Origin of the sequence: Actinopolyspora sp. BKK2 (assembly GCF_011291845.1) — a bacterium.
Taxonomy (GTDB): domain Bacteria; phylum Actinomycetota; class Actinomycetes; order Mycobacteriales; family Pseudonocardiaceae; genus Actinopolyspora; species Actinopolyspora saharensis.
Genome location: NZ_JAANTE010000004.1, coordinates 1 through 26,123 on the forward strand (window position 1 = coordinate 1; position 26,123 = coordinate 26,123).

The 26,123-nt window shown below is 70.5% G+C and carries 21 protein-coding genes and 1 rRNA gene; 9 read left to right on the forward strand and 13 right to left on the reverse strand.

The features are described 5' to 3' along the window. The 4 genes from rrf to G9Q41_RS09640 all read left to right on the forward strand — a co-directional run. Window positions 1-117, forward strand: a 5S ribosomal RNA gene (rrf, locus tag G9Q41_RS09625); the annotation flags it as partial. A gap of 175 nt (window positions 118-292) precedes the next feature. After that, window positions 293-1,045: a type 1 glutamine amidotransferase gene (locus tag G9Q41_RS09630; RefSeq protein WP_165632732.1), complete on the forward strand. Its 753-nt coding sequence runs from the start codon at window positions 293-295 to the stop codon at window positions 1,043-1,045. 177 nt (window positions 1,046-1,222) lie between these two features. Then, window positions 1,223-4,300 (forward strand): bifunctional [glutamine synthetase] adenylyltransferase/[glutamine synthetase]-adenylyl-L-tyrosine phosphorylase, encoded by a 3,078-nt coding sequence (locus G9Q41_RS09635; protein WP_165632731.1) that lies wholly within the window; start codon window positions 1,223-1,225, stop codon window positions 4,298-4,300. A 156-nt stretch (window positions 4,301-4,456) separates the two neighbouring features. After that, a complete protein-coding gene (locus G9Q41_RS09640) occupies window positions 4,457-5,392 on the forward strand; it encodes an NADP-dependent oxidoreductase (RefSeq protein WP_165632730.1) in 936 nt (311 codons plus the stop codon). Window positions 5,393-5,549: 157 nt separating this feature from the next. Here G9Q41_RS09640 and glnA read toward each other — a convergent pair whose 3' ends face one another. Continuing rightward, entirely contained in the window at window positions 5,550-6,974 is a 1,425-nt protein-coding gene (glnA, locus tag G9Q41_RS09645; protein WP_165632729.1) for a type I glutamate--ammonia ligase, read from the reverse strand. A gap of 262 nt (window positions 6,975-7,236) precedes the next feature. Here glnA and G9Q41_RS09650 point away from each other — a divergent pair, with 262 nt between their 5' ends. Then, window positions 7,237-7,692: an RDD family protein gene (locus G9Q41_RS09650; protein WP_245695528.1), complete on the forward strand. Its 456-nt coding sequence runs from the start codon at window positions 7,237-7,239 to the stop codon at window positions 7,690-7,692. Between the two features lie 213 nt (window positions 7,693-7,905). Here the strand turns inward: G9Q41_RS09650 and G9Q41_RS09655 are convergent, their stop codons facing one another. From G9Q41_RS09655 to G9Q41_RS09665, 3 genes are all read right to left on the reverse strand, one after another. Next, window positions 7,906-8,631 carry a DUF4191 domain-containing protein gene (locus tag G9Q41_RS09655; RefSeq protein ID WP_092520065.1) on the reverse strand — a complete coding sequence of 242 codons (726 nt, stop codon included), beginning with the start codon at window positions 8,629-8,631 and terminating at the stop codon, window positions 7,906-7,908. Between the two features lie 238 nt (window positions 8,632-8,869). Next, the gene (gene lipA, locus G9Q41_RS09660; protein WP_165632728.1) at window positions 8,870-9,871 is read right to left on the reverse strand and encodes a lipoyl synthase; all 1,002 of its coding nucleotides are present in this window, start codon (window positions 9,869-9,871) and stop codon (window positions 8,870-8,872) included. 153 nt (window positions 9,872-10,024) lie between these two features. Next, on the reverse strand, window positions 10,025-10,957 hold the full coding sequence (locus G9Q41_RS09665; protein ID WP_165632727.1) for an oxidoreductase: 933 nt from the start codon (window positions 10,955-10,957) through the stop codon (window positions 10,025-10,027). A 179-nt stretch (window positions 10,958-11,136) separates the two neighbouring features. Here G9Q41_RS09665 and G9Q41_RS09670 point away from each other — a divergent pair, with 179 nt between their 5' ends. After that, window positions 11,137-12,084, forward strand: a complete 948-nt coding sequence (locus G9Q41_RS09670; protein WP_165632726.1) for an LLM class F420-dependent oxidoreductase — start codon at window positions 11,137-11,139, stop codon at window positions 12,082-12,084. A 51-nt stretch (window positions 12,085-12,135) separates the two neighbouring features. On the opposite strand, the gene lipB is transcribed toward G9Q41_RS09670, so the two are convergent. The 4 genes from lipB to lpdA form a co-directional block, all read right to left on the reverse strand. Then, complete coding sequence (lipB, locus tag G9Q41_RS09675) at window positions 12,136-12,882, reverse strand: lipoyl(octanoyl) transferase LipB (RefSeq protein WP_165632725.1); 747 nt, start codon at window positions 12,880-12,882, stop codon at window positions 12,136-12,138. Window positions 12,883-13,049: 167 nt separating this feature from the next. Beyond that, entirely contained in the window at window positions 13,050-13,934 is an 885-nt protein-coding gene (locus G9Q41_RS09680) for a TIGR01777 family oxidoreductase (protein WP_092520070.1), read from the reverse strand. Between the two features lie 167 nt (window positions 13,935-14,101). Further along, window positions 14,102-15,877: a 2-oxoglutarate dehydrogenase, E2 component, dihydrolipoamide succinyltransferase gene (gene sucB / locus G9Q41_RS09685; RefSeq protein WP_165632724.1), complete on the reverse strand. Its 1,776-nt coding sequence runs from the start codon at window positions 15,875-15,877 to the stop codon at window positions 14,102-14,104. A gap of 66 nt (window positions 15,878-15,943) precedes the next feature. After that, a complete protein-coding gene (lpdA, locus tag G9Q41_RS09690; RefSeq protein WP_092522431.1) occupies window positions 15,944-17,314 on the reverse strand; it encodes a dihydrolipoyl dehydrogenase in 1,371 nt (456 codons plus the stop codon). 227 nt (window positions 17,315-17,541) lie between these two features. Between lpdA and G9Q41_RS22670 the strand changes: the two genes are divergently transcribed. Continuing rightward, complete coding sequence (locus G9Q41_RS22670; RefSeq protein ID WP_092520077.1) at window positions 17,542-17,895, forward strand: oxidoreductase; 354 nt, start codon at window positions 17,542-17,544, stop codon at window positions 17,893-17,895. 65 nt (window positions 17,896-17,960) lie between these two features. On the opposite strand, the gene G9Q41_RS09700 is transcribed toward G9Q41_RS22670, so the two are convergent. After that, the gene (locus G9Q41_RS09700; protein ID WP_092520078.1) at window positions 17,961-19,454 is read right to left on the reverse strand and encodes a leucyl aminopeptidase; all 1,494 of its coding nucleotides are present in this window, start codon (window positions 19,452-19,454) and stop codon (window positions 17,961-17,963) included. 371 nt (window positions 19,455-19,825) lie between these two features. Between G9Q41_RS09700 and G9Q41_RS09705 the strand changes: the two genes are divergently transcribed. Together G9Q41_RS09705 and G9Q41_RS09710 are read left to right on the forward strand one after the other, a co-directional pair. Next, complete coding sequence (locus G9Q41_RS09705) at window positions 19,826-21,070, forward strand: amino acid permease (RefSeq protein ID WP_347567531.1); 1,245 nt, start codon at window positions 19,826-19,828, stop codon at window positions 21,068-21,070. Between the two features lie 213 nt (window positions 21,071-21,283). Next, complete coding sequence (locus G9Q41_RS09710; protein ID WP_165632722.1) at window positions 21,284-22,387, forward strand: branched-chain amino acid aminotransferase; 1,104 nt, start codon at window positions 21,284-21,286, stop codon at window positions 22,385-22,387. A 121-nt stretch (window positions 22,388-22,508) separates the two neighbouring features. Here G9Q41_RS09710 and G9Q41_RS09715 read toward each other — a convergent pair whose 3' ends face one another. The 4 genes from G9Q41_RS09715 to G9Q41_RS09730 form a co-directional block, all read right to left on the reverse strand. Further along, the gene (locus G9Q41_RS09715; RefSeq protein ID WP_092520085.1) at window positions 22,509-23,261 is read right to left on the reverse strand and encodes an adenosylcobinamide-GDP ribazoletransferase; all 753 of its coding nucleotides are present in this window, start codon (window positions 23,259-23,261) and stop codon (window positions 22,509-22,511) included. Window positions 23,262-23,265: 4 nt separating this feature from the next. Next, entirely contained in the window at window positions 23,266-24,375 is a 1,110-nt protein-coding gene (gene cobT / locus G9Q41_RS09720) for a nicotinate-nucleotide--dimethylbenzimidazole phosphoribosyltransferase (protein ID WP_092522433.1), read from the reverse strand. A 178-nt stretch (window positions 24,376-24,553) separates the two neighbouring features. Then, window positions 24,554-25,111 (reverse strand): bifunctional adenosylcobinamide kinase/adenosylcobinamide-phosphate guanylyltransferase, encoded by a 558-nt coding sequence (cobU, locus tag G9Q41_RS09725; RefSeq protein WP_165632721.1) that lies wholly within the window; start codon window positions 25,109-25,111, stop codon window positions 24,554-24,556. Further along, a complete protein-coding gene (locus G9Q41_RS09730; protein ID WP_092520089.1) occupies window positions 25,108-26,094 on the reverse strand; it encodes an aldo/keto reductase family protein in 987 nt (328 codons plus the stop codon). The genes cobU and G9Q41_RS09730 overlap by 4 nt, the downstream gene beginning before the upstream one ends. Window positions 26,095-26,123: the final 29 nt, after the last annotated feature.

Below are 26,123 nucleotides of genomic sequence, written 5' to 3' on the forward strand. Positions count from 1 at the left end.
TCGGTGGCTACAGCGGAGGGGACACGCCCGGTGCCCATCCCGAACCCGGAAGCTAAGCCCTCCAGCGCCTAAGGTACTGCACCCCCACGGGTGTGGGAGACTCGGACACCGCCGACCCAACCCCCCATTCTGTGCCCGGCCCCCCAACGCGGGGGCCGGGCACTTTACATACCACACCCCCCCGGGGCCCACCTGCCACCTGCACGCCCACCCCCGACGCCATGCGCCCACCACAACCGGTTCCACGGCACCGTGAGTGATCCACTGGCCGCGAAACAGTATCGTGGGTCACATGGCCGACGTGCGGATTCTTGTGGTGCAACCCTCCGAAACCACTCCAGTGGGAAAGCTGGGTGACTGGCTCGGGGAATCAGGTGCCGAGCTCGACGTTGTCGACCCCGCGCGGGAGGACCTCCCGGAACGACCGGACGAGCACTCGGGAGTGGTCGTGTTGGACGGGGAGATGAGCGCCACGGCCGATCCGCAGTACCCCTGGCTCGGTGCGCTGCGCAAACTGCTGAGCACTTCGACGAGCTCCGGAGCTCCGGTGCTGGCGGTCGGCCTCGGCGCCCAGCTGCTCGCCATGGCCACGGGCGGAAGGCTCCGGACGCGTGCCGACGGCCCCGAGGCGGGAACGCTGCTGGTTGCCAAGCGGGACGCGGCAGCTGAGGACGTGTTGATCGGACCGCTCCCGCTGACCCCGGACGTTTTCCAGTTCCACCGCGAGGAGATAAGCACGCTGCCCCCGACCGCCCAATTGCTGGCCGCCTCGCCGCGCGGGGAGAACCAGGCTTTCCGGGTGGGCACCCGCGCCTACGGGCTGCAGTTCCACATCGAGACCACCCCGGAGATCGTCCGGGGGATGGTCGCCGCCGATCCGGAGATCGCAGCGACGATGCGCCCGGGCCAACTGGAAGAGGAGCACCTCGAGCAGTTCCACGCCGACCTGGAGGAGTCGTGGAAACCGGTGGCCGAGCGTTTCTTCGAGCTGGCAGCCACTCCTCCGGAAGAGCGGACCACCACACGTTCCCTGCCGCTCGCCTGAGCGACCGCGCGGCTCGGCTCGCCCGGTCAGCTGGTGAAGAACGCCCGATCCGAGCGGGCAACCGAGGCCCGGTGGCAGGCAGGGCAGCACTGGTGCTGCGGCGCGGTGATCACGAACACGGCTGATCTTGCGCGGTCGGCTCTGTCCTCGTCACGTGATCGCATTACCGTGCTGGACATGGCCCAAACCAACTGGCAACGCTCCGGTGCGGTGCCGTCCCCGGCGCGGTACGGCTTCAGCGACGTGGAGCGAGCCGAGACCCAGCTTCGCGCGGCCGGATGGTGGTTCGACAGCGGACCGTTGCCGGAAGCGGAGCAGGTGCTCGGGACGCTGTCCCGCACCCCTGATCCCGATCTGGCGCTGCACTCGGTGGATCGGTTGCGGGAGTCCCTGGGGGAGAACTGGACGGAGCTCGCCGAACAGTTGCTCGCCGACCGGGAACTGCGCGCCCGGTTGCTGGCTGTGCTGGGCTACTCCGGCGCGCTGGCGGATCACCTGGTCGCCCATCCCGGGGACTGGCGCCGGCTGACCGGAGCGGAGGACGGACACCGCCCCCGCTCCGGGGACTTCACCGCAGAGCTGTTGCACAGCGTGGGCGCACTGGCCGCGGATGAGGAACCTCCCGACTGCCCGGTGGCCGCGACGCGGGGGACGGCCGCCGTCAGCCAGCTGCGTGCGGTCTACCGCGGACAGCTGCTCGAGATCGCGGCGGCCGATCTGGCCGGGGTGGCCGACCCCGACATGCCGCAGCCGTCCTACGAGCAGGTGACGGCCTGGCTTTCCGACGCGGCCGTGGCCGCTCTGCGGGCCGCCTGGGCGGTGGCCGCGGCCGAGATCGGCGGCGAGCAGCAGGCGCCCCGGCTCGCGGTGATCGCGATGGGCAAGTGCGGTGGTCGCGAGCTCAACTACGTCAGCGACGTGGACGTCGTCTTCGTCGCGGAGTCCGAGCAGGACCTGGGGGCGGCGACCAGGTTGGCCAGCACGCTGATGCGGATAGCGGGTGCGGCCTTCTTCGAGGTGGACGCAGCGCTGCGCCCCGAGGGCAACGCGGGGGCCCTGGTGCGCACCCTGGACGGTCATCTCGCCTACTACCGCCGCTGGGCACGAACCTGGGAGTTCCAAGCCCTGCTGAAGGCCCGACCGGTGGCGGGGGACTCCGAGCTGGGGCAGCGCTACGCGGAGGCCGTTCAGCCGCTGGTGTGGACGGCCGCGGAGCGGGAGAACTTCGTGATCGACGTGCGCTCCATGCGGCAGAAGGTGGAGCAGCACGTTCCCCAGGACCAGCTGGACCGGGAGCTGAAGCTCGGCAGGGGAGGTCTGCGCGACGTCGAGTTCGCGGTGCAGCTGCTCCAGCTGGTGCACGGCAGGGGTGACGAGACCATCCGTTCGCGATCGACGACGGAGGCGCTGCGCGCCCTGGGGGAGCAGGGATACGTGGCACGCAGCGACGCCGGGGGCATGTCCGATTCCTACGCCTTTCTGCGCGGGGTGGAGCACCGGCTCCAGCTGCGGCGGCTGCGGCGCACGCACCTGTTCCCCCCGGCCGAGGACCGCGCGACGCTGCACCGGCTCGCTCGTTCCATGGGGCTGCGTTCCCAGGGACACCAGGAGGCCTCGGACGTGCTGCTCGGTGAGTACCGCAAGCAGAGCAGCAGGGTGCGCAGGCTGCACGAGAAGCTCTTCTACCGGCCGCTGCTGGAGTCGGTCTCCAAGGTTCCGAGCGAGGCGCTGCGGTTGACCACCAGTGCCGCGGTCGAGCGGCTCTCCGCGTTGGGCTACACCTCCCCGGACGGTGCCCTGCGGCACATCGCCGCGCTGACCTCGGGGGTGTCCAGGAGGGCCAGCATCCAGGGTGCGCTGTTGCCCGTGCTGCTGGATCTGCTCGGCAACACCCCGGACCCCGACGGCGGGTTGCTGGCCTACCGCAACGTCTCGGAGGCCCTGGCGGACACGCCGTGGTACCTGAGGCTGTTGCGCGACGAGGCCGTGGTGGTCGAGCGGTTGGCCGTGCTGCTCGGCACCTCGAAGCTGGTGCCCGAGCTGCTGGTGCGCGCCCCGGAGGTGCTGCGGCTGCTGTCGGACGTCGAGGAGCTGGCCGGACGGGACCCGGACGAGGTGGCGCGGTCGTTGCGCAGTGCCGTGTCGCGGCACGTCGACCCGGACCGGGCCGCGGCGACCGCCCGCTCGTTGCGCAGGCACGAGTTGCTGCGCATCGCCTGCGCCGACCTGTTGGGCGCGATGTCCCCGCGCGCGGTGTTCGACGCCCTGTCCCGTGTGTGGGTGGCGGTGCTGCAGGCGACGCTGGACGCGGCGGTGCGCGACGTGGCCGGAAGGGCGGAGTGGTCCGGTTCCGGGGGAGTGGTGGATGCCGCGCGGGAGCCCGCCCGCATCGCGGTGATCGGCATGGGCCGCTTGGGCGGGGCCGAGCTCGGCTACGGTTCGGACGCCGACGTGATGTTCGTCTGCGAACCGGAGGAGGGGGTGCCGGACAGCACCGCCGTCCGCTTCGCCGCGGTCGTGGTCGAGCAGGTGCGCAGGGTGCTGGGCAAGCCGAGTCAGGACCCTCCGCTGGAAGTGGACACCGACCTGCGCCCGGAGGGGCGTTCGGGGCCGCTGGTGCGCACCTTGGACTCCTACCTGAACTACTACCGGAGGTGGGCTCAGGTCTGGGAGGCGCAGGCCCTGCTGCGTGCTCGTCCCGTGGCGGGGGACGAGGAGCTGGGGGAGCGCTTCTGCCGCGCCGTTGACCCGATCCGGTACCCGGAGGGCGGGCTCGACGCGACCAGGGCGCGCGAGATCCGCCGCATCAAGGCGCGGGTGGACGCTGAGCGCTTGCCGCGTGGTGCCGATCCGGCCACGCACACGAAGCTCGGCCGCGGCGGTCTGGCCGATGTGGAGTGGACGTTGCAGTTGCTGCAGCTGCGCTTCGCCGGTGATCTCCCCGAGTTGAGGACGACTTCGACCGTGGAGGGGCTGCGGGTGGCCGTCCAGGAGGGAGTGCTGGACGGCGAGGACGGACAGCTGTTGGAGGCCGCGTGGACGACGGCGATGCGGGCGCGCAACGCCGTGATGCTGGTGCGCGGCAAGGGGAGCGATCAGCTGCCGAAGCGCTCGGGGGAGCTGGCCGCGGTGGCGGCGGCTCTGGGCTATCCGGCCGGTTCCGATTCGGGGCAGGTGCTGGACGACTACCTGCGCGCGACCAGGCGGGCTCGTGGTGTGGTGGAGCGGATCTTCTACGAGGCCCCGCAGCGGTGACCGCGGAGGGTGCGGTGGTGCCTGCCCGCTGCGCGTGGCGGCCAATGAGGCGCGACTGCAGGCGAGGAGTCCCGACGAGGAATCCGGCTGGCTCGTTCGGAGCTTTCGCCGCCGAACAGTGGAATACGGTTGCTCCGGAACGGTGTTGGAACGGGCATGAAGGCTATGGCGCTCACCGAATTCGGCGAACCCGACGTTCTTTCACAACAGGAGCTGGACGATCCGCTGGTCGGCCCCGACCGCGTGCTGGTGGAGACCAGGGCGGCCGGAGTCAACCCGGTGGACTGGAAAATCAGGCGCGGATACCTGCGCGGGGCGTTCCCGCACCACACCCCGTTGATCTCCGGTTGGGACGTCTCCGGGGTCGTGCGCGCTGTGGGGCCCGCGGTGACGCAGTACAAGCCGGGCGACGAGGTCGTCGGCTACGTGCGCGAGGACCACGTGCAGAATGGGACCTACGCCGAGCTGGTCTCCGCCCCGGAGCGCACTCTGGCGCACAAACCGAGCTCGGTCGATTTCACCCGGGCTGCCGGGCTGCCGCTGGCCGGGTTGACCGCGCTGCAGATGCTGCGGTCCGTGGATGCCGACTCCGGGGACGTGGTGCTGGTGCACGCTGCCTCGGGCGGCGTGGGGCACTTGGCCGTGCAGATCGCGCGGGCGCTGGGCGCCGAGCGGGTGATCGGCACCGCTTCGGAGCGCAATCACGAGTTCCTGCGCGAGCTGGGGGCGGAGCCGGTGACCTACGGTCCGGGTCTGCCGGAGCGGGTCGCCGAGCTTCTCGGTGGTGATGGCAAGATCGACGCCGCCGTGGACTTGGCCGGGGGCACGGCGTTGACCGAGACTCCGGGGATGCTGCGGGACAGCACGCGGCACGCCTCGGTCGAGGACCCGGACACGGTGCTGGGCCAGGGCGGTCACTACGTGTTCGTGCGTCCCGACACGGGCGAGCTGAACTGGCTGGGTGGGCTCATCGACCGCGGTGAGCTGCACGTCGAGGTGCAGCGGAGCTTCCCGCTGAACGAGGCCGCACGGGCCCACGAACTGCTCGAGGAAGGTCACGTGCGCGGAAAGCTGGTTCTCACGGTCGAGTGAGAGCTCGCGGGCGGGTGTCGTCGACGCGTGTCCGGCGGACACGCCGCCCGCGTCTCCCGCCCCGCGTGGATCCGCTGACCGGACGGGCAGAGACACGCAGAAGGGCCCCCGCCGAGCGCGGGGGCCCTTTCTGCTCACGAGCGCGGGGATCCGTCGATCACACGTCGTAGTAGAGCGCGAACTCGTACGGGTGCGGACGGAGCCGGAGCGGGTCGATCTCGTTCTCCCGCTTGAGCGCGATGAAGTTCTCCAGGAGGTCCTCGGTGAACACGCCGCCCTCGAGCAGGTAGTCGTGGTCGGCCTCCAGGTTGTCCACGGCCTCGGCGAGGCTGGAGGGAACCTGCGGGACGTTCTTGGCCTCCTCCGGCGGAAGCTCGTAGAGGTCCTTGTCGATCGGCTCGGCCGGCTCGATCTTGTTGCGGATGCCGTCCAGGCCCGCCATCAGCATCGCGGCGAACCCGAGGTAGGGGTTGCCGGAGGGGTCGGGGCAGCGGAACTCGACGCGCTTGGCCTTCGGGTTGGTGCCCGTGATCGGGATCCGCATGCAGGCGGAGCGGTTGCGCTGCGAGTACACCAGGTTGACCGGGGCCTCGAAGCCGGGGACCAGCCGGTGGTAGGAGTTCACCGTCGGGTTGGTCAGCGCCAGCAGGCTCGGGGCGTGATGCAGGATGCCGCCGATGTAGTACCGGGCGGTGTCGGACAGCCCCGCGTAACCGGACTCGTCGTGGAACATCGGGGCGCCGTTCTGCCACAGCGACATGTGGCAGTGCATGCCCGAACCGTTGTCGCCGAACAGCGGCTTCGGCATGAAGGTGACGGTCTTGCCGTTGCGCCACGCGGTGTTCTTGACGATGTACTTGAACAGCTGCAGGTCGTCGGCCGCGTGCAGCATGGTGTTGAACTTGTAGTTGATCTCGGCCTGGCCGCCGGTGCCCACCTCGTGGTGCGCGCGTTCCACGTCGAAGCCGGCCTTGATGAGCTCGCTGGTTATCTCGTCGCGCAGGTCGGCGTAGTGGTCGTAGGGCGGAACGGGGAAGTAGCCGCCCTTGTAGCGGGTCTTGTACCCCTTGTTGCCGCCGTCCTCGGCCCGTCCGGTGTTCCACCACCCCTCGACCGAATCCACTTCGTGGAAGGAGGAGTTCGCGTCCTCGGAGTAGCGCACCGAGTCGAAGATGTAGAACTCCGCCTCGGACGCGAAGAACGCGGTGTCGGCGATTCCGGACTCGTTCAGGTACTGCTCCGCCTTGCGCGCGATGTTGCGCGGGTCACGGCTGTAGGGCTCCAACGTGAACGGGTCGTGCACGAAGAAGTTGAGGATCAGCGTCTTCTCGATGCGGAACGGGTCGAGCCGGGCCGTGTAAGGGTCGGGCAGCAGCAGCATGTCCGATTCGTGGATCGACTGGAAACCACGCACCGAAGAGCCGTCGAAGGCCAACCCCTCGGTGAAGGTGTCGTGGTCGAACGCCGAGGCGGGGACGGTGAAGTGCTGCATGACGCCCGGCAGGTCGCAGAACCGGACGTCGACGAACTTCACACCCTCGTCGGAGATGAAGCGTAGGACCTCGTCTGGATTCTTGAACACCCTCGATGGCTCCTTCACGCGTTGGTGCCGCTCATCGGGGCAAGCTCTTGCCGCCGACTCGGGAACGAAGTTAAGGACGGGGTGTTGCCCCACCGTCACCCCCGTGTTTCGCCGACGTTAACGAAACGCGGCCGGGTTTTCGATCGTGTTGTGCTGCCCGTTCAGCCCCCCGGGGGGCGGGTCGTGCGGGCGCGTGCTCGTGGTCGGGGAGTCCGCGGTGTGGGAGGAGGCGACCTCCGGGACGGCCCGTATGCTGGGTCTCGTGGGTAGAGTACTCGGGTCCTGGTTGTCCGGCCCAGCGGCCGCGCGCGAGTCCGCCGAGCCGCAGCAGAGCTGGCGCGGCGAACGTATCGGCCTGCCGGAAAGCGGTTCCGGTTCCGCGGCGCCCACCGGGCGACGTGCGGTGGGGTTCCTGCTGGACATCGTGCTGGCGGCCTTGGTGGCCGGATTGTTCACCGCGCCTGAGCTCCCGAAGAACTGGAGCCTGCTCGCGTGGGTGCTGATCACCTTCGTCCCGGTCGCCTTCTTCGGGTTCACCCCGGGGATGGCCGTGGTCGGGATATGGGTGGCGCGGCTCGACGGTTCGGCGACCGTGGGGATCCCCAGGGCGCTGTTGCGCTGCGTCCTGAGCGCGGTGATCGTCCCAGCGGTGCTGTGGAACCTGGACGGCAGGTCCTGGCACGACCGGGTGAGCGGAACTGTCGTGCTGCGCCGTTGACGGTGTTGACCGCTCTGTTACGTCCCCGGAAACAGTTCCCGCGGACGGGTGAGGGCGGGTAACCGGAGCTTCATCCGCACCCCGTTCCGCCCGCGCACGTTCCGGCGGAGACCGCCTCCGGTGCGCGGCCTCCGCGCTCCGTGGCGGAGGCCGCGCCCGTGTGCGAGAGGCGTGGACTACGCCACGGGAGCTTTCCCTGCTACTTCCTGCGGGCTACTTCCTGCGGGTGGCGCGTTGCATGTTGCGCATCTTGGCGCCCTGCGGAGCGGGGCCCTTGGGCGCGGCCGTCCCCCTGTTCCCGATGGCTTCGAGGCGCTTGTCCAGGGAGTCGATCTGGCCCGCGTTGATGTTGCGCGGCAGCTTCATGATCTTGGACTGGAGCTTGCTCAGCGGGACCTGGTCCTGCTCGTCCCCGACGATGAACTCGTAGATGGGGGTGTCGCCCACCAGCCGGGAGATGCGCTTCTTCTCCTGGCTCATGAGGTTCTTGACCCGGTTCGGGGAGCCCTCGCCGACCAGCACGACCCCCGGCTTGCCGATGACCCGGTGCACCGCGTCGAGCTGACTGGTCCCGGCCACTCCCTGGGCCAGCTGCCACTTGCCCCGCATGTTCTCCAGGGCCCAGCCCGCCGCGCCGGGCTGCCCGCTGGCCTTCTTGTAGACGTTGGCCTGCACGCGCCTGCCGAAGATGATGACCGCTCCCAGCGCACCGAGGACGACGCCCACGGGGAGGAAGAACCACTGCAGTCCCCAGACGAGGCCGAGTAGGAACGCCACTACGGCCGTGCCGAGCAGCACCGCGAGCATCAGCGGTACGAGCAGCCGATCCTCCCGGCGTTGCATCTTGAACGCCTCGAACAGCTGTTTGCGGCGGGCGCTCGACGCCTGCCGCTTCTGCTTGGCCGCTTCTTTCTTGGCGGCCCGGTCCTGCTTGGCCATACCCACAGGATACGGCCGGGGATGCGGGAGGCGTCCATACGGTTCGCCCCGGGCCGAAGCGGCTCGTTGAGGAGCGCTTCCCGGGGCGCGGCCCGCACGCGCGGGCCGGCGGTGCGGGTGGGCGGGTGCCGGTGCGCCCACCCGCACCGCTTCGGTCCCGATCGTCGGTTCGCGAAGCGGCGAGCGCGGAATTTCCGCGGTCACCGCGGCCGGGTGGGCGCCGGTGGCGCCCGCAGGCTCAGCGGGACAGCAGGTTGCTGGCCTCCTGGGCCGCCGTTCCGGCCTTGGCCAGGTGCGCCAGGTTCTCCGGAAGCGGCATGCCGCGGTGCTCGGTGGCCTTGGCGTACAGCCTCCCGGCGCGGTAGCTGGACCGCACCAGCGGGCCCGCCATGACCCCGGGGAACCCGATCCGCTCCGCCGCCTTGGTGTGCTCCACGAACTCCTCGGGCTTGACCCAGCGGTCCACCGGGTGGTGCCGCGGGCTGGGGCGCAGGTACTGCGTGATGGTGATGATGTCGCAGCCCGCCTCGTGCAGGTCGCGGAGCGTGGGCTCGACCTCCTCCGGAGTCTCGCCCATCCCGAGGATCAGGTTGGACTTGGTGACCAACCCGGCCTCGCGGGCGAGCGTGAGCACCTTGAGCGAGCGATCGTAGCGGAAGGCGGGTCGCATCCGCTTGAACACGCTCGGAACCGTCTCGATGTTGTGCGCGAGCACCTCCGGACGCGATCCGAAGACCTCGGCGAGCTGGTCGGGTTCGGCGTTGAAGTCCGGGATGAGCAGCTCGACACCGGTTCCGGGGTTCAGATCGTGGATCTGACGCACCGTCTCCGCGTACAGCCAGGCGCCGCCGTCCTCCAGGTCGTCACGGGCCACACCGGTCACGGTCGAGTAGCGCAGGCCCATCGCCTGCACCGACTCCGCGACCTTCCGCGGCTCGCTGGTGTCCAGCGCGGCGGGTTTGCCCGTGTCGATCTGGCAGAAGTCACAGCGGCGGGTGCACTGGTCCCCGCCGATGAGGAAGGTGGCTTCCCTGTCCTCCCAGCACTCGAAGATGTTGGGACAGCCCGCCTCCTCGCAGACGGTGTTGAGGCCCTCGCGCTGTACCAGTCCCTTGAGCTCCTGGTACTCCGGACCCATGCGGGCACGCGTCTTGATCCAGGACGGCTTCTTCTCGATCGGCGTTTGGCTGTTGCGGGCTTCCAGCCGCAACAACTTCCGCCCCTCCGGCGCCACAGTCACGACTACAGGTTACGCCCCGGTGGCCGGACGGCGACAATGACCGAGGTCACCCGATCTTCACTCGAAGGTCGCACCCGCGGATTCCGGAGCACCGGGTCAGCGCCCCGAAGCCGTCCACGGCGACCGCGCACCCGCGAGCGGGCGGGGCGGGTGCTAGCGGGGTGGTTCCACACCGGTCAGCTCGGCGGTGATCTCCCAGAGGCGCTTCGCGGTCGCGTCGTCCTCGGCCGCGGGGCTCTTCCTGGCCCGTTTGGGGAACCCGCGGGTCTCGGCCACCCGGGAGGGGCCGAAGAAGTCGTCACCGGAAACCCCGGGAGCGGTGGCCGCGTAGAGCTGGGGAAGTGCCCCGATCTCCACCCGCTGGTTGATCGCACCGGTGACCGAGCGGAGCACCTTGTCCACGGGGCCGGGCAGCCCGCGCTGCCGGGTGGAGTTGGGGAGCAGCTCGGTCGCGGTCGTTCCCGGGTGCGCGGAGACGCCGATCACGTTGGCTTCCGCCGCGCGGAGCCTGCTGTCCAGCTCGCGGGTGAACAGCAGGTTGGCCAGCTTGGACTGCGAGTAGGCCCGCATCGGGGTGTAGCGGCGGCGCCGGAAGTTCGGGTCCGTGGTGTCGAGCCCGCCGCCGTGGTGGGCGAGACTGGTCAGGGTCACCACTCGCGCGCTCGCCGAACCGCGCAGGGCGGGCATCAACAACCAGGTCAGCGCGGCGTGGCCGAGGTGGTTGGTCCCGAACTGCAGCTCGTGGCCGTCCGCGGTGCTCCGGTGCGGGGTCGCCATGACTCCGGCGTTGTTCATCAGCAGGTCCAGCCGGTCGCCGGTGCGCTCCCTGACGGCGGGGGCGGCGTCGCGGACCGAGTTCAGCTCGGCCAGGTCGAGCCGGATCAGTTCGGGAGGTGTCGCGGCCGTGGCCGCGACCTCGCGCAACGCGGTCGTCCCCCGTTCGGAGTCCCGGCAGCCGAGCAGCACCCGCGCGCCGCGCTCGGCGAGGACGCGGGCGCTGTGCAGCCCCAGGCCGGAATTCGCCCCGGTGATCAGGACCGTCCTGCCGGTCTGGTCCGGGATGGCGCTTTCGTCCCACTTGGTCATGCCGCAGTCCTACCCCACGGTGATCACCCGGACAACGCCGCGTCCTCCTTCGGTGGTCGCCGCTCGGCGGTCGGACGAGCCCGGAGGTGGCGCGCCTGCACTGCTCGATCAGGGGAGAGCACCCGCAGCGGGGCGGTACGCGGGAGCGGGGCGCTCCGAAGCTCGTTAGCCTCGAGCACGTGACCGAAGAATTCAAGCTCAGGATCTTCACCGAGCCCCAGCAGGGGGCCACCTACGACGACCTGCTCCGGGTGGCGCGCACCACGGAAGAGGCGGGCTACGACGCCTTCTTCCGCTCCGACCACTATCTGCGAATGGGGGACGTGAGCGGACTGCCCGGCCCGACCGACGCGTGGTTGACGCTGGCCGGGCTGGCGCGCGAGACCTCGCGGTTGCGGCTGGGCACGCTGATGAGCGCGGCGACGTTCCGCCTGCCCGGTCCGCTCGCGATCTCGGCCGCCCAGGTGGACCAGATGTCCGGGGGGCGGGTCGAGCTCGGGCTCGGCAGCGGCTGGTACGAGGAGGAGCACACCGCCTACGGCATCCCGTTCCCACCGCTGCGGGAGCGCTTCGACTGGTACAGCGAGCAGCTGGAGATCGTCACCGGGATGTGGGCCACGCCCTCCGGTTCCACCTTCGACTACCAGGGGGCCCACTACCGGATCAGTGACTCCCCGGCGCTGCCGAAGCCGGTGCAGAGTCCCCGTCCTCCCGTGCTCATCGGAGGGGCGGGCAAGAAGCGAACCCCCGAGCTGGCGGCGAGGTTCGCCGACGAGTTCAACCTCCCCTTCGTGGACGAGGACACGGCGCGGGCCCAGTTCGAACGCGTCGACGCGGCGTGCCGGGAGGTCGGCAGGGATCCGGCCGAGATCGTGCGCTCGGCCGCGCTGGTGCTGTGCGTCGGCAGGAACGAGTCCGAGCTCGCCCGGCGCGCCGAGGCGATCGGGCGCGACGTGGACGAGCTCCGCGCGAACGGCCTGGCGGGCACCCCGGCCGAGGTGGTGGACAAGATCGGCCGGTGGCGCAGGAATACCGGCATCACCAGGGCCTACCTCCAGGTGCTGGACCTGACCGATCCGGACCACCTCGAGCTGGTGGCCTCCGAGGTGGCGGGCAGCCTGGACTGAGCGCGGGTTCCGTGCCGGCCGCCCGCGCGACGAGCCCCGCGGAAAGCGGGGTCAGCGCAGGCTCGGGTCCAGCGAGAACGTCATACCGGCCGGTGCCTCGGCAGCGGCCCGGATGTCGCACTCGGTGACCTCGAGAACGCCGTCCAGGGCGTCCGGCACGGCCTTGCGCACCAGTGGAAGCGCCTCGGCAACGGTGACCTCCCTGCCCAGTTCCGCCGACAGCGAGGTGACCCCGGCATCGCTGATCCCGCAGGGCACGATGCGGTCGAACTCGCTCATGTCCGAGTTGCAGTTGAGCTCGAGCCCGTGCATCGTCACGCCGCGCTGCACGCGGATGCCGATCGCGGCGATCTTGCGTTCCGGACGGTCCCCGTCGGCGGCGAGCCACACACCGCTGCGTCCCTCGACGCGTCCGGTGCTCAGCCCGAACTCGGCGCACACCTGGATGAGTGCCTGCTCCAGCCTGCGCACGTAGTCGACCACGTCGACCGGGTCGGCCAGCCGCAGGATCGGGTAGCCGACGAGCTGCCCCGGCCCGTGCCAGGTGATCTTGCCGCCGCGGTCGACGTCGATCACCGGTGTGCCGTCCTGCGGCCGGTCCTCGGGTTTGGTGCGCTTGCCGGCCGTGTAGACCGAGGGGTGCTCCAGCAGCAGCAGGGTGTCCGTCCCGGAGTCCTCCGCGCGCGCCGTGGCCAGTTCCCGCTGGCGCTGCCACGCGGTCTCGTAGTCGATCGTGCCCAGCTCCCGCACCTCGATCTCGTGCGAGGCGGAGCGGCACGAGCTTGCACTGTCACTCACGTCGTCAGCCTAACGCTCGCGGATCCCGAGCGGTTCACCGCACGGTCGGCGAGCCCCGTGCGACCGTCGCGGGGGTGGCTACCCGATGTCGGGCCTCCCGGAGCGAGAGCCCGCGGGAGGTTCCGCCGCCCGCACCGCCACGCCAAGCTCCACCAAGGTTTCCGTTCTCACGCGGAGATGGCTGTCCCCAGGGCAGCCCGCACGCTCCGGTGCTGGAAGGCGAAACCGTGCTCGTCCAGCACACCCGGAACGGCCCGCTGCCCGGTCAGCACGAGCTGCTGGGCGAGCTCGCCCAGCACGGCCCGCACGGCGAAGGCGGGAATCACCCACGGGGTGGGGCGTCCGAGCGCTTCGCCCAGGGCCCTGGTGAACTCGGCGTTGCTGACCGGTTCGGGGCCGGTTAGGTTGACCGGGCCGGACAGCTCCGCGTTCTCGAGCGCGAAACGGATCGCGGCTGTCGCGTCGTCCAGGGATATCCAGGGCACGTACTGCGCGCCCGAGCCGAGTCTGCCGCCGAGCATCAGGGAGAACAGCGGTTTGAGCGGTCCCAGCAGCCCGCCCGAGGGGGACAGCACCGGACCGATCCGGAGCCGTACGACCCTGGCGGGAGCGGCGTGCTCGGCCGCCGATTCCCAGCGGCGGCACAGCTCGGCGAGGAAACCGGTTCCCGGCTCTGCGGACTCGGTGACCACTCTGCTGCCGGTGTCCCCGTAGTAGGACACCCCGGACGCGTTGATCAACGTCGGGATTCCCCTGGCGCGGACCGCCTCGGCCAGCACGGCCGTGCTCCTGGTCCGCGAGTGGTCCAGTTCCCGTTTGCGCTCGGGCGTCCACCGCTTGCCCATCAGCGGCGCACCGCAGAGGTTGACGACGGCGTCGGCGCCGTCGAGGGCGTGCTCGTCGAGCTCACCTCCGCTCGGATCCCACTCTCGTTCGTCCGGGGCCTGCGCCGTGCCGCGCACCAGGCGAAACACCTCGTGCCGTGCGTGCCGCAGCGCGGGGACGAGATGACTTCCCAGTAGGCCGGAGGAGCCGGCGATCACCACGCGCATGTCCCGATCTTCGCGCAATGATCGTCACAACGCGAGGCCCTCCGCTCGACCGGGGTGCTACAGGTGGCGCGGGGCAGGACGCGAAAAGGCCGGGGCCGTCCCGGTGGTGTGGGACGGCCCCGGCCGTGTCGGCGCTTCCCGCGGAGGGATTCACCGCGCGGGTTCGGTCACAGACCGAGGTCGGCCTCGAAGGCCCCCTCCTCCAACCGCTGCTTGATCGTGTTCAGGAAGCGGGCCGCGTCGGCGCCGTCGACGAGCCTGTGGTCGTAGGACAGCGCCAGGTAGACCATCGAGCGGATGGCGATGGTGTCGCCTCCCGCCTCGTCGGAGACGACCACCGGGCGCTTCACGACCATCCCGGTCCCCAACATGCCCACTTGCGGGGGGTTCAGGATCGGGGTGTCGAACAGGGCCCCGCGGCTGCCCGTGTTGGTCAGCGTGAACGTGCCCCCGCTGAGCTCGGTGGGCTTAACCTTGCTCTCCCTGGTGCGCTCGGCGACGTCGGAGATCTTGCGCGCCAGGCCGCCGAGGTTGAGGTCGCCCGCGTCGTGGATCACCGGGCTGAGCAGCCCGCGGTCGGTGTCCACGGCGATCGAGAGGTGCTCCGCACCGTGGTAGGTGACCTCCTTGGCCTCCTCGTTGACCGAGGCGTTGAGCTTCGGGTGCAGCTTCAGCGCCTCGACCGTGGCCTTGGCGAAGAAGGGCAGGAAGGAGAGCTTGACGCCCTCCGCGGCTTCGAAGTTCTCCTTGGCCTGCTCCCGCAGCCGGGCGATCCTGGTGACGTCGACCTCGGTGACCGTGGTCAACTGCGCCGCCGTCTGCAGGGAGTCGACCATCCGCTGGGCCAGCACCTGCCGCAGCCGCGACATCTTCTGGGTGGTGCCGCGCAGCGCCTTGGCCTCCGAGGAGGGCTCCTGGTCGGCGGCTGTGGTCGCGGGCTCGGTCGCCGGTGCCTCGGCACCGGAGGCCTGCTGCCCGCCGGTCTCCTGCGGCTGGGAGCGCGCGGCGATGGCCGCCTGCACGTCCTGCTTGCGGATGCGTCCGCCGACGCCGGTTCCCTGCAGCGAACGCAGGTCGATCCCGTGCTCGTTGGCGAGCTTGCGCACCAGCGGGGTGACGTAGGGGGCCGAGGCCGCGGCCTCCTCCTGGTCCGCCGCGGGTTCCGCGGCGGGCTGGGCAGCGGCTGGTTGTTCCGGCTGCTGCGGCTCGGGGGAGGGCTGCGGTGCGGGCGCCTCCTCCTTGGCGGGCTCGGGAGCGGGCTGCGGTGCGGCGGCGGGCTGTTCCGGCTGCTTCGGCTCCTCGGGCGCAGGCGCCCCGGCCGGGGCCGCACCCTGCTCACCGACCACGGCGAGCTTCTCACCGACCTCGATGGTGTCGTCCTCGCCCGCGGTGATCTCCAGAATCGTTCCCGCGACGGGGGAGGGGACCTCCGTGTCGACCTTGTCGGTGGAGACCTCCAGGAGAGGTTCGTCGACTTCGACGGTGTCCCCGACCTGCTTGAGCCACCGGGTGATCGTGCCCTCGGTGACGCTCTCGCCCAGGGCGGGCATCTGCACGTCGGAGCCCTGGGCCGCGCCAGCCCCGGCGGACTGCTCGGGCCGGGGGGCCGAGGACTGCTGGGGTTCGGGAGCGGGTTCCGGTGCCGGTTCGGGCGCGGGCTGCTCGGCGGCCTGCGCCTGCTGCTCCTGCGCGGGCGGGGTCTCGCTGCTGTCCCCGATCAGGGCCAGTTCACCACCGACCTCGATGGTGTCGTCCTCGCTGGCCACTATTTGCTGCACTACACCGGCGGCGGGGGAGGGGACCTCCGTGTCGACCTTGTCGGTGGAGACCTCCAGGAGAGGTTCGTCGACTTCGACGGTGTCCCCGACCTGCTTGAGCCACCGGGTGATCGTGCCCTCGCTGACGCTTTCACCGAGTGCCGGCATCTGGACAGAGAAGGCCATCTTTTGCTGACTCCTCGTACTCGTGGCGTGTGGTGGACGGGCGTTCTTCCGGTTGAGCGCTGCGCGTCAGCCGTGTACGTGCAGAGGTTTGCCCGCCAGGGCGAGATGTGCCTCGCCGAGTGCCTCCGACTGCGTCGGGTGGGGGTGAACCAGCGGGGCCACGTCCTCGGGGAGAGCCTCCCAGTTGTAGATGAGTTGCGCCTCGCCGATGAGTTCGCCCACTCGCTCACCGACCAGGTGCAGACCGAGCACCGGGCCGTCCGCGGCGCGGACGACCTTGGCCGAGCCCGAGGTTTTGAGGATCTGGCTCCTGCCGTTGCCCGCCAGGTCGTAGGTGAAGGTCTCGACCTTGTCGTACTGCTCCCGCGCCTCGCTCTCGGTGAGTCCGACCGAGGCCACCTCGGGGTTGCTGTAGGTCACCCGCGGGATGCCGGCCTCGTCGATGACCGGGGGGTTGAGTCCGGCGATGTCCTCGGCGATGAACACGCCCTGCTGGAAACCGCGGTGCGCCAGTTGCAGGCCGGGGACGATGTCACCGACCGCGTAGACGCCGGGGAGGTTGGTGCGGAGACGTTCGTCGGTGCGCACGAAGCCGCGCTCCAGCGAGACCCCGGCCTCCTCGTAACCGTGCCCAGCCGTGTTCGGCCCCCTGCCGACGGCGACGAGCAGCAGGTCGGCTTCCAGCGTCTCGCCGTTCTCCAGGCTGACCGTCACGCCCTCGTCGGTCTGCTGCGCACCGGTGAACTTAACCCCGGTGGAGAACTTGATGCCGCGCTTGCGGAAGGCGCGCTCGAGCTGCTTCGAGCTGGACTCGTCCTCGTTGGGCACCAGGTGGGGGAGGGCCTCGACGATGTTCACCTCGGCTCCGAAGGAGCGCCACACGCTGGCGAACTCGACTCCGATGACGCCGCCGCCGAGCACGACCACCTTCTCCGGGACGTGGTCGAGGTTGAGTGCCTGCTCACTGGCGATGATGCGACCGCCGAACTCCAGCCCCGGCAGGGTCTTGGAGTAGGAGCCGGTGGCGAGCACGACGTTCTTCCCGGTGTAGTGGGTCCCGTCGACCTCGACGGTGTTGGCGTCGACGAGCGTGCCCGCGCCCTCCACGTAGTTGACCTCGTGGGCCTTGGCCAGCCCTTGCAGGCCCTTGTGAAGTTTGGTGACGATGCCGTTCTTGTAGGAGTTGACACCGTCCATGTCGATGCCCTCGAGGGAGGCTTTCACACCGATCTGTGAGCTCTCGCGTGTGGAATCCGCGACCTCGGCGGCGTGCAACAAGGCTTTGGTGGGGATGCACCCTCGGTGCAGACAGGTCCCACCGAGCTTGTCCTTTTCGATGAGGGTGACGGAAAGGCCCAGCTCCGCCGCGCGGAAAGCGCAGGCGTAGCCGCCGGAGCCGCCACCGAGGATGACTAGATCGGCGGACGTGTCGGTCACTTCGCACTCCTCGACAGGCATCATTGTTCGTTCACTGCTGCTGGGACGGAGGATCCCCGCCGCCGGAAGCCATCTTGTCACCACGTGAGCCACGGGCGCGACACGGGCTGCTGGGGTTCCCGGGACAAATGGCGCGAAGATCACAGTCCTCGTGCTTCTCAACAACGGACGAACCGGTTTTTATGCCCGGACTGGCAATATCGTGGTAGCTGCTCAAGGAGGGAAGCGTGGGGTTGTTCGAGCGTCTACGCCGTCGTGGAGGGCAGAGACGCCCACGAGCGGAGCGGAACCAGGATACCGAGCATCTCCGACAGTGGGCGTCCGAGCGACGGGGCGTCGAGGGGTTCCTGGAGCCGCCGACGCAGATGACCGAGGCGACGATCGTCTTCGTCGCCCACGACGGCGAGTGGACCCGCCGCCGGATAGGTGACCGCGACAAGGCGATGCGCTTCACGCACCGCCTCGGCATCCCGTTCTACGAGGTGCACAAGGTCGGTTACCCGCAGCGGATGCGGGACTACCAGCGAAAGCAGCGCGTGCTGCGCCGCCGCGAGTACCGCCGCAGGCTGGAGGAGGAATAGCTCGCCCGCGGCGGTGTTCGCGGCGGCGTCGCCCGTTCGGATCCGTCCGGGGAGGTTCCGGGGCGTCAGCCGTGCTCTGCGATGTCGGCCAGCGTGGCCGCCATGGTCCGCACCGGAACACCCGTTCCGCCCTTGGGGGTGTAGCCCCACGGGGAGTTCGAGTTGTACGCGGGGCCGGCCACGTCGATGTGCGCCCACGGGGTGTTCTCGGCCACGAACTCGCTCAGGAAGTGCCCGGCGACCAGCATGCCGCCCCAGCGCTGTCCGGTGACGTTGCTCATGTCGGCCAGTTTGGAGTCGAGCTCGCCGCGCAGTTCCTCGGGCAGGGGCATGGGCCAACCCGCTTCACCGGTCGCCTGGGACAGTTCGGCCACCCGGCCCCTGAACTGCTCGCTGCCCATCACTCCCGGCGTGCGCTTGCCGAGCGCGACCTGCTGCGCGCCGGTGAGGGTCGAGGCCTCGATCAGGTACTCGGGCTCGTCCTCGCAGGCGCGGGTGATCGCGTCGGCCAGGATCAGCCTGCCCTCGGCGTCGGTGTTGAGCACCTCGACGGTCTTGCCGCCGTACATCGTGAGGACGTCGCCGGGGCGGTAGGCGCTGCCGGACGGCATGTTCTCGGCCATGGGGACCGTGGCCGTGATGTCCAGCGGGTAGTTGAGCTTGGCCGCGAGCACCATGGTCGCCACCACGGCGGCGGCACCGGACATGTCCGAGGTCATGTCCTCCATGCCCGCCGCGGGCTTGAGGGAGATGCCCCCGGTGTCGAAGGTGACGCCCTTGCCGACGAGCGCCACCTTCCGCGCGCCCTTGGGGCCCTTGTGCCGCATCCGCACCAGCCGCGGAGGCCGGGAGGATCCCGAGCCGACCCCGATGATTCCGCCGTAGCCGTGCTTGCGCAGCTCGTCGGCGTCCATCGTCTCGATTTCCAGGCCTGCGGCCTTGCCGAGCTCGTTGGCCCGCTCGGCGAAGGTGGCCGGGGGGAGGTCGTTCGGAGGCGTGTTGATCAGGTCGCGCGCGGTGTTGACCGCCTCCCCGATCGCGGTCGCGCCCTTCAGCGCCGACTTCGCCGTCTCGTTCTTGGCCTCGGGCACGACCAGGTCGACCTTGGCGACCGGCTCCTCACCGGGCTGGGACTTGTAGCGCGTGTAGGCGTAGGCCCCCATCACGGTTCCCTGGACGGTCGCGGAGAGGTCCAAAGCGGACAGCGTGGTCGCCGCGTGCGAGACGCCGTTCAGCGTGCGGGCCGCGGCTCCGGAGGCGCGGCGGACCGCCTCGCTCGGGATCTCGCCGTTCTCGTCGCGCTTGCCCAGGCCGACCGCGAGCAGCACGTTCGCGCGGACCGATCCGCTCGCGGGAACCCGGACCACTTCCTCGGCCTTGCCCTTGGCGCCGAGCAGGGCCAGCGCCTCGGTGAGGTTCCCGTCGAAGGCCGCGGCGAGTTCGTTGGTTCCCTGGGCGAGTTCGGGTCCGTCCGTTCCCTCGACGGTGCCGATCACCAGGGTCTCGACCGTCAGCTTGGTGGCCGCGTTGTCGACGAGGGTGAGTTTGGGCGTTGTCACGTATGCTCCTCCCGGACCGTGCCGTGGGGACGAGGGATGGTGTCGACCCACGGGTTATCCCTTCCGCAGGCACTGTAGAACGGTGCTCGCCCCGGACGCGCAGCAGTCCGTTCCGTGTCGTTCGGTTCCCGGCCCGTCACCCGGCGTGGTGCGGGCTCGTGGGGAGAGGGCCGCGCGGGATGCGGCCCGGGGCGCGGTTCGCGGGGAGGGTCATCGGGGCTGGACTTCCGCCGCTTGGTGCCTTCGGGGGACGTGCTCGGCGGCCACGGCGTCGCCGGAACGGCGGAGTTGGCGGTCGGCGTAGACTGTCACCCTCACGTAAGAGTGCGAAGTGCCACCGGGGGAGCGGCACTACTACGAGGATGGTTTGCGTGGCCGGACTAGCTGGAGCCTCCCCGTGGAGGGTGGGGCTACGGACGATTCCGCTCGGCCTCGGGGGAATGCTGGGGGCAGGCGTGTTCGCGGGGATCGCCCCCGCTGCGGGCACGGCCGGGCGTTGGACCCTGATCGCGGTGCCGCTGGCGGCGCTCACGGCGTGGTGCGCCGTGGTGTCCACTTCGCACCAGTCGGCGTCCTACCGGGGCGCGGGCGCGGCCTACAGCTGCGTGCGGGACAAGCTGGGGATCCTCCCTGGACGTGTGGCAGCGGGCACCGGCCTCTTCGGACACGTCGCCGCCATGGCGGCGATCGCCGGTGCCGTGGCCGAGTACCTGCCTGCGCCGGACCCGGTGACCACCGCGGCCGTGCTGCTGCTGGTCGTGCTGGTTTCCGCGGCGGGGCTGCGCATCAGCGGGCTTTCCGGGTGGCTCTGGTTGGGGCTGACGCTGGCGGTGCTGACCGTGGTGGTCACGGCGTGCCTGTCGATCGCTCCCGTTCCGGTGAGCACCGGGATCGAGCACGGACCGTTGGCGATCACTTCCTCGGCCGGGTTCTTCTTCTTCGCCTTCCTCGGGTTCGAGCGCCTTACGGCTCCGGACACCGAACGGGACCGGCACCCCCGCGCGGCGGTGCGGCGCGGGGCGCTGTTCGGGGTCGCTGCGACGGCGGTCGTGCTGCTGGTCGTCTCGTTCGCGGTGCTCCACCAGCTGGGGGCGGCGAGGTTGGGGCTGTCCCCCGTCCCGCTGCTGGACGCGCTGCGCGCGGCGGACGCGGCCACGCTGACCTCGGGGGTCGGTCTGGGGGCGGCGTTGGCCATGACCCCGGTGCTGCTGGGAGCGCTCGAGTCCGGTCGTTCCACCGGGCTGGCCGTGATCTCCGACGGGGAGCTGCCCGCCTCGCTGGGACGTCGCGGGGGCAGCGGGACCCCGTACCTGTTCGATCTGGCCCTGGCCGCTGCGGCCGTCGTCCTCGCCCTGCTGGTCAGCCCGGCTGTGGCCATGGGGGCCGCCGCGTGCTGCCTGCTGGTGCACTACGCGTTCGTCAACGCCGCGGCGAGGGTGCTGCTGCTCGACGAGTGGACCTGGTCGACGCGGACGGCCTGCCTGGGGATGGGGCTGTCCGTGATCCTGGCGATGAGCATGCCCGTGCCTGCGATGTTGTTCACACTGGGGGCGGTGCTGGTGCTGCCGGTGTGCGCGGGGCTGGCCGACCGAGCGGGGGCGGCCACGCGCGGTTGACCGTCCCGCAGTGCTCCTCCCGGCGGGATCTCGTCCGGCGCGCAGGGGGTTCGCCGCCGAGATCCGGGGGTTTTCCGCACGGGGTGTGCTCGGTCGGGCACCGAGTGGAACCACGATGGTCGCTGCCCCGACATTGAAAACGGGTAGAACTCGGAAGGCCAACTTTTCCCGGTCAGGTTTCCACTGCTCTCGAGGGCGCGATACGGTACGCGCATGAACCAACCCCTCTCGTTCTCCCGGACCGAAAACCCGCAACCGGCAAGTGCCGAGCACCGTGCTCAGGTATTGGAGAATCCCGGATTCGGGAAGTACTTCACCGATCACATGGTCACGATCGGGTGGAGCTCCGAGAAGGGGTGGCACGACGCGCGCCTGGAGCCGTATCACTCGATCAACCTGGATCCGGCGACGACGGTGTTGCACTACGGGCAGGCGATCTTCGAGGGGCTGAAGGCCTACCGCCAGCCCGACGGCTCGGTCGCCTCCTTCCGGCCGGAGGCCAACGCGACCAGGTTCAGGGACTCGGCCCGCAGACTGGCCATGCCCGAACTTCCCGAGGAGACCTTCCTCGAATCGCTGCGCGAACTGGTCAGCGCGGACGAGAAGTGGGTTCCGGGAGAGGGCGAGAGCTCGCTGTACCTGCGGCCGTTCATGATCTCCACGGAGCAGACGCTCGGGGTGAACAGGCCCGCGGGCAGCTACCTCTACGCGCTGATCGCCTCCCCGGCGGGTTCCTACTTCCCGGGCGGCGTCAAGCCCGTGACCGTCTGGCTCAGCCACGAGTACGTTCGCGCCACCCCGGGAGGCACGGGCGCGGCCAAGTTCGCGGGCAACTACGCCGCCTCGTTCGTCGCGCAGGCCCAGGCCGCCGAGATGGGCTGTGACCAGGTCGTCTGGCTGGACGCCGTGGAGCGCCGTGCCGTCGAGGAGATGGGCGGGATGAACCTGTTCTTCGTGTTCGGATCCGGTGACCGGGCCCGGCTGGTCACTCCCGAACTGACCGGGAGCCTGTTGCCGGGGGTCACCCGCTCCTCGCTGCTCAGCCTCGGCGAGAAGCTGGGCGTCGAGGTCGAACAGCGGCGCGTGACCACCGACGAGTGGGAGGCCAAGGCGGCTTCCGGCGAGCTGACCGAGGTGTTCGCCTGCGGTACCGCCGCCGTGATCACGCCGGTGGGCAGGGTCAAGCACCGCGACGGCGAGTTCACCATCGCCGACGGCGAGCCGGGTGAGCTGACGATGAAGTTGCGCGAGCAGCTGACCGGGATTCAGTACGGCAAGCTCGCCGACCCGGAGGGCTGGATGAGCAGGCTGGCCTGACCCGCCTCGTGAACCCCGGGACGTTTCGCGCGAAACGTTCTTTCCGGAACGGGTCCGGAGTGACGGTTTCGCGCGAAACGTTCCACCGTCCGGCAGCGGACGCCGAGCTCCCGCTGGGCTCCTACTGGGCGGGCCCCAGGGCGCACAGGGCGAGGACCAGGGTGGTGCCGAGCTCGCCGGAGGCACCGAGCACGTCCCCGGTGATTCCGCCGAACCTGCGGTGCGCGTGCCCGCGGAGCAGCCGGAGCGCGCAGCCGGTGAGCAGCACGGCCACGGCGCCCACCCACCACGTCGTCCAGGTGGCGGCGCTTCCCGCCAGCAGCAGCGCTGCCCACCAGGCGGCCGTGGTGCCGCGGGACTGCGATCCGGCGACCAGCGCGCCCATGCCGTCCGGGCGGGCGGCCGGAACGCTTTTCCCGCAGCACAGCTGGAAAGCGGCCCTGCCGACCGCGCAGGCGAGCACGACGACCCCCCACTGCCCGCTCGTCGCCGCGTGGGCGAAACCGGTGGCCTGGACACCGACCACGATGACCACGGCCATGACGGCGAAGGGGCCGGTGCTGCCGTCCCGCATCACCGACAGGGCGCGTTCGGCGGATCCGTAGCAGCCGAGACCGTCGACCGTGTCGGCCAGCCCGTCGATGTGCATGCCGCGGGTGACCAGCGCCAGGGCCGCCGTCGTGACGAGCCCGGCCAGCAGCGCCGGGGCCCCCAGAGTCAGCAACGTCCACAGCAGCGCGGCCGCGAACCCGCCCAGGGCGGCCCCGACCAGCGGGGCCAGTGAGACGGCGCGCCCCCCGGTTCGTTCGTCGACGCCGTCGACCCGCACGGGAAGCACCGTGAGCCAGGCCAGCGCCAGGCGAAGACCTCGCACGCGCTCAGCCCTCCGCGTCGGAGGTGACCTCGGTGCGCCCGGTCGCCTCGGCCCCCGTCGGCCCCCGTATCCCGGCCTGCTCGAACGTGGACATCTCGGCGAGAACGCGCACCGCCGCGTTGACCACGGGCAGGGCGGCCATCGCTCCGGAGCCCTCGCCGAGCCGCATGTCCATGTCGAGCACGGGGCGAAGGTCGAGGTGGTCGAGCACGAGCGCGGCCGCGGGCTCGACGGAGCGGTGACCGGCCAGCCACCACCGCACGGCTCCGGGCGCGAGCTCCTCAGCCACCATCGCCGCGGAACCGACCACCATCCCGTCGAGGATGACCGGGGTGCCCCGGACGGAGGCCTGGGCGAGGAAACCGGCCATGGCGGCGAGGTCCGCTCCCGCCGAGGTGCGCAGCAGGGCCAGCGGGTCGTCGGAGACCCTGCGCGCCCGGCGCAGGCCGTCCCGCACGGCCGCGGTCTTGCGGATCCACGCCGTGTCGTCGATACCGGTGCCGCGCCCCACCACGGCCACCGGCTCACTCGAGGTGAGCGCGGCGATGAGCACGGCGGCGGGGGTGGTGTTGCCTATGCCCATCTCACCCGCGATCAGCAGGTCCGCGCCCGCGTCGATCTCCTCGTCGGCCAGTGCTCGCCCCGCGAGCACGGCGGAACGGACCTCCTGCTCGGTGAGCGCGTCCTCCACGTCCAGCGAGCCGGAGGACCGGCGGATCTTGTGCGCGGAGACTGCTTCCTCCGTGGCGCCGTCCACGGAGATGTCGACGACCCGGACCCCGGCTCCCGCGTTGGCGGCCAGCGCGTTGATCGCGGCTCCCCCGGAGCGGATGTTGGACACCATCTGCGTGGTGACCTCGCTCGGGTAGGCGGAGACCCCGTTGCGGGCGACGCCGTGGTCCCCGGCGAAGACGACGGCCCTGGGACGGGCGAACCGCCGCGGGGGGCAGCTGCCCTGCCTGGCGGCGATCCACACGCCGAGCTCCTCCATCCTGCCGAGCGAGCCGGCCGGTTTGGTGAGCTCCCCGTGCCGCGCGACGGCCCGGCGGTGCGCCTGGTCGTCGGGTGACGGCACCGCGCCGAACTCGACGGGCGGCCGGTTCGGGTCGTCCACCTGTTCTCCGGTCGGGGAATCCGCCGACTGCGAATCGGGCACCGTGGACAAGCCTTACCTCCGTAATCGTTCGGCCGGAGCGACGCACCGTCGGGCTGCGGGACGACGGTGCTCACCGCATCGGGGGATAGTGCGTGCTCGCGACGCTGGATTCGTCGACTCACCGTAGGGGAGTGACTCAACGTAGCCGAAGGGGCATTCCCGCGACCAACAGCGAGACCTCGTCGCAGAGCTCGGCCAGTGCGGCGTTGAGCGCCCCGAGCTCGTCGCGGAACAACCTCGCCGACCGGGTCGCCGGGACCACGCCCAGACCGACCTCGGCGGAGACGACCACCAACTCGGCCTGGCAGCTCCCGCAGGCACGCAGCAGCTCGGCGCGGTGCTCCGCGACGTCGCGCAGCGCGGCCCGGTCGCGCTCCCAGGCGCCCGCGTCGTCGAGCACCCCGGTCAGCCAGGTGGCGAGGTCGTCGACCAGCACCGGCGGTTCGGACTCGTCCACGGAGCGGAGGAAGGCGGCCAGATCGCCGGGGGAGGGGACCTCCACGGTGCGCCACGACTCGGGGCGGCGGGCGACGTGCTCGGCGATGCGCTCGTTCCACTCGGCGTCGTCCGGATCGCGTCTGGCCGTGGCCACGTAGGTGGCGGCCGCCGATCCGGAGAGCAGTCCCTCGGCGTGAGCCGACTTGCCCGAGCGGGCCCCGCCGAGGACGAGCGCGCGCCGTGCCCGCCCGGTCACGGGGTCCTCGTGTGCCGGGGGTCCGTTTCGGCGACGTGCCCGATGATCTCGTCGATCCTGTCGAGCACGTCCTGCTCCAGCCGCACTCCGGCGGCCCGTGCGTTGTCGGTGACCTGCTCGGGGCGGGAGGCCCCGATGATGGCGGCAGAGACGTTGGAGTTCTGCAGCACCCAGGCCACGGCCAGCTGGGCCATGGACAGTCCCAGCTCGTCAGCGATCGGCTTGAGCTGCTGCACCGGTTCGAGGACCTCGTCGCGCATCCAGCGGGAGATCATGTCGGCCCCGCCCGTGGAGTCGGTGGCCCTGGAGCCGGTGGGAGCGGGCTGCCCCGGTGCGTACTTGCCGCTCAGCACGCCCTGCGCGATGGGAGACCACACGATCTGCCCCATGCCCGCCCGTTCGGAGGCGGGGATGACCTGCGGCTCGATCACGCGCCACAGCATCGAGTACTGCGGTTGGTTGGACACCAGCGGGACCCGCAGCTCGCGAGCGAGCTCCGCGGCGCGGGTGATCTGCTCGGCGTTCCACTCCGAGACCCCGATGTAGAGCGCCTTGCCCTGCCGGACGAGGTCGGCGAAGGCGGTCATGGTCTCTTCCAGCGGAACGCTCTGGTCGAACCGGTGGGCCTGGTACAGATCCACGTAGTCGGTCTGCAGCCTGCGCAGCGAGGCCTCGCAGGACTCCATGATGTGCTTGCGCCCGAGACCCCGGTCGTTGGGCCCCTGGCCGGTGGGGAAGAAGACCTTGGTGAACAGCTCGATGCTCTCCCGGCGCACCCCGGACAGCGCTCGGCCGAGCACGGATTCGGCCCTGGTGGCCGCGTACACATCGGCGGTGTCGAACGTGGTGATGCCCTCGTCGAGGGCGGTCAGCACGCACGCCTGCGCCTGCTCCTCCTCGACCTGTGAACCGTGCGTCAGCCAGTTGCCGTAGGCGATCTCGCTGATGTTGAGGCCGCTCCGGCCGAGTCGACGAAACTCCATGGGCGCAGCCTAGATCGAAAAAGAACGCG

What these genes read in the sequence shown, in the direction of transcription:
- G9Q41_RS09630 (WP_165632732.1), top strand. Translation starts at nt 293, where the DNA reads ATGGCCGACGTGCGGATTCTTGTGGTGCAACCCTCCGAAACCACTCCA.
- G9Q41_RS09635 (WP_165632731.1), top strand. Translation starts at nt 1,223, where the DNA reads ATGGCCCAAACCAACTGGCAACGCTCCGGTGCGGTGCCGTCCCCGGCG.
- G9Q41_RS09640 (WP_165632730.1), top strand. Translation starts at nt 4,457, where the DNA reads ATGAAGGCTATGGCGCTCACCGAATTCGGCGAACCCGACGTTCTTTCA.
- G9Q41_RS09655 (WP_092520065.1), bottom strand. Translation starts at nt 8,631, where the DNA reads ATGGCCAAGCAGGACCGGGCCGCCAAGAAAGAAGCGGCCAAGCAGAAG.
- G9Q41_RS09665 (WP_165632727.1), bottom strand. Translation starts at nt 10,957, where the DNA reads ATGACCAAGTGGGACGAAAGCGCCATCCCGGACCAGACCGGCAGGACG.
- G9Q41_RS09680 (WP_092520070.1), bottom strand. Translation starts at nt 13,934, where the DNA reads ATGCGCGTGGTGATCGCCGGCTCCTCCGGCCTACTGGGAAGTCATCTC.
- sucB (WP_165632724.1), bottom strand. Translation starts at nt 15,877, where the DNA reads ATGGCCTTCTCTGTCCAGATGCCGGCACTCGGTGAAAGCGTCAGCGAG.
- G9Q41_RS09710 (WP_165632722.1), top strand. Translation starts at nt 21,284, where the DNA reads ATGAACCAACCCCTCTCGTTCTCCCGGACCGAAAACCCGCAACCGGCA.
- G9Q41_RS09730 (WP_092520089.1), bottom strand. Translation starts at nt 26,094, where the DNA reads ATGGAGTTTCGTCGACTCGGCCGGAGCGGCCTCAACATCAGCGAGATC.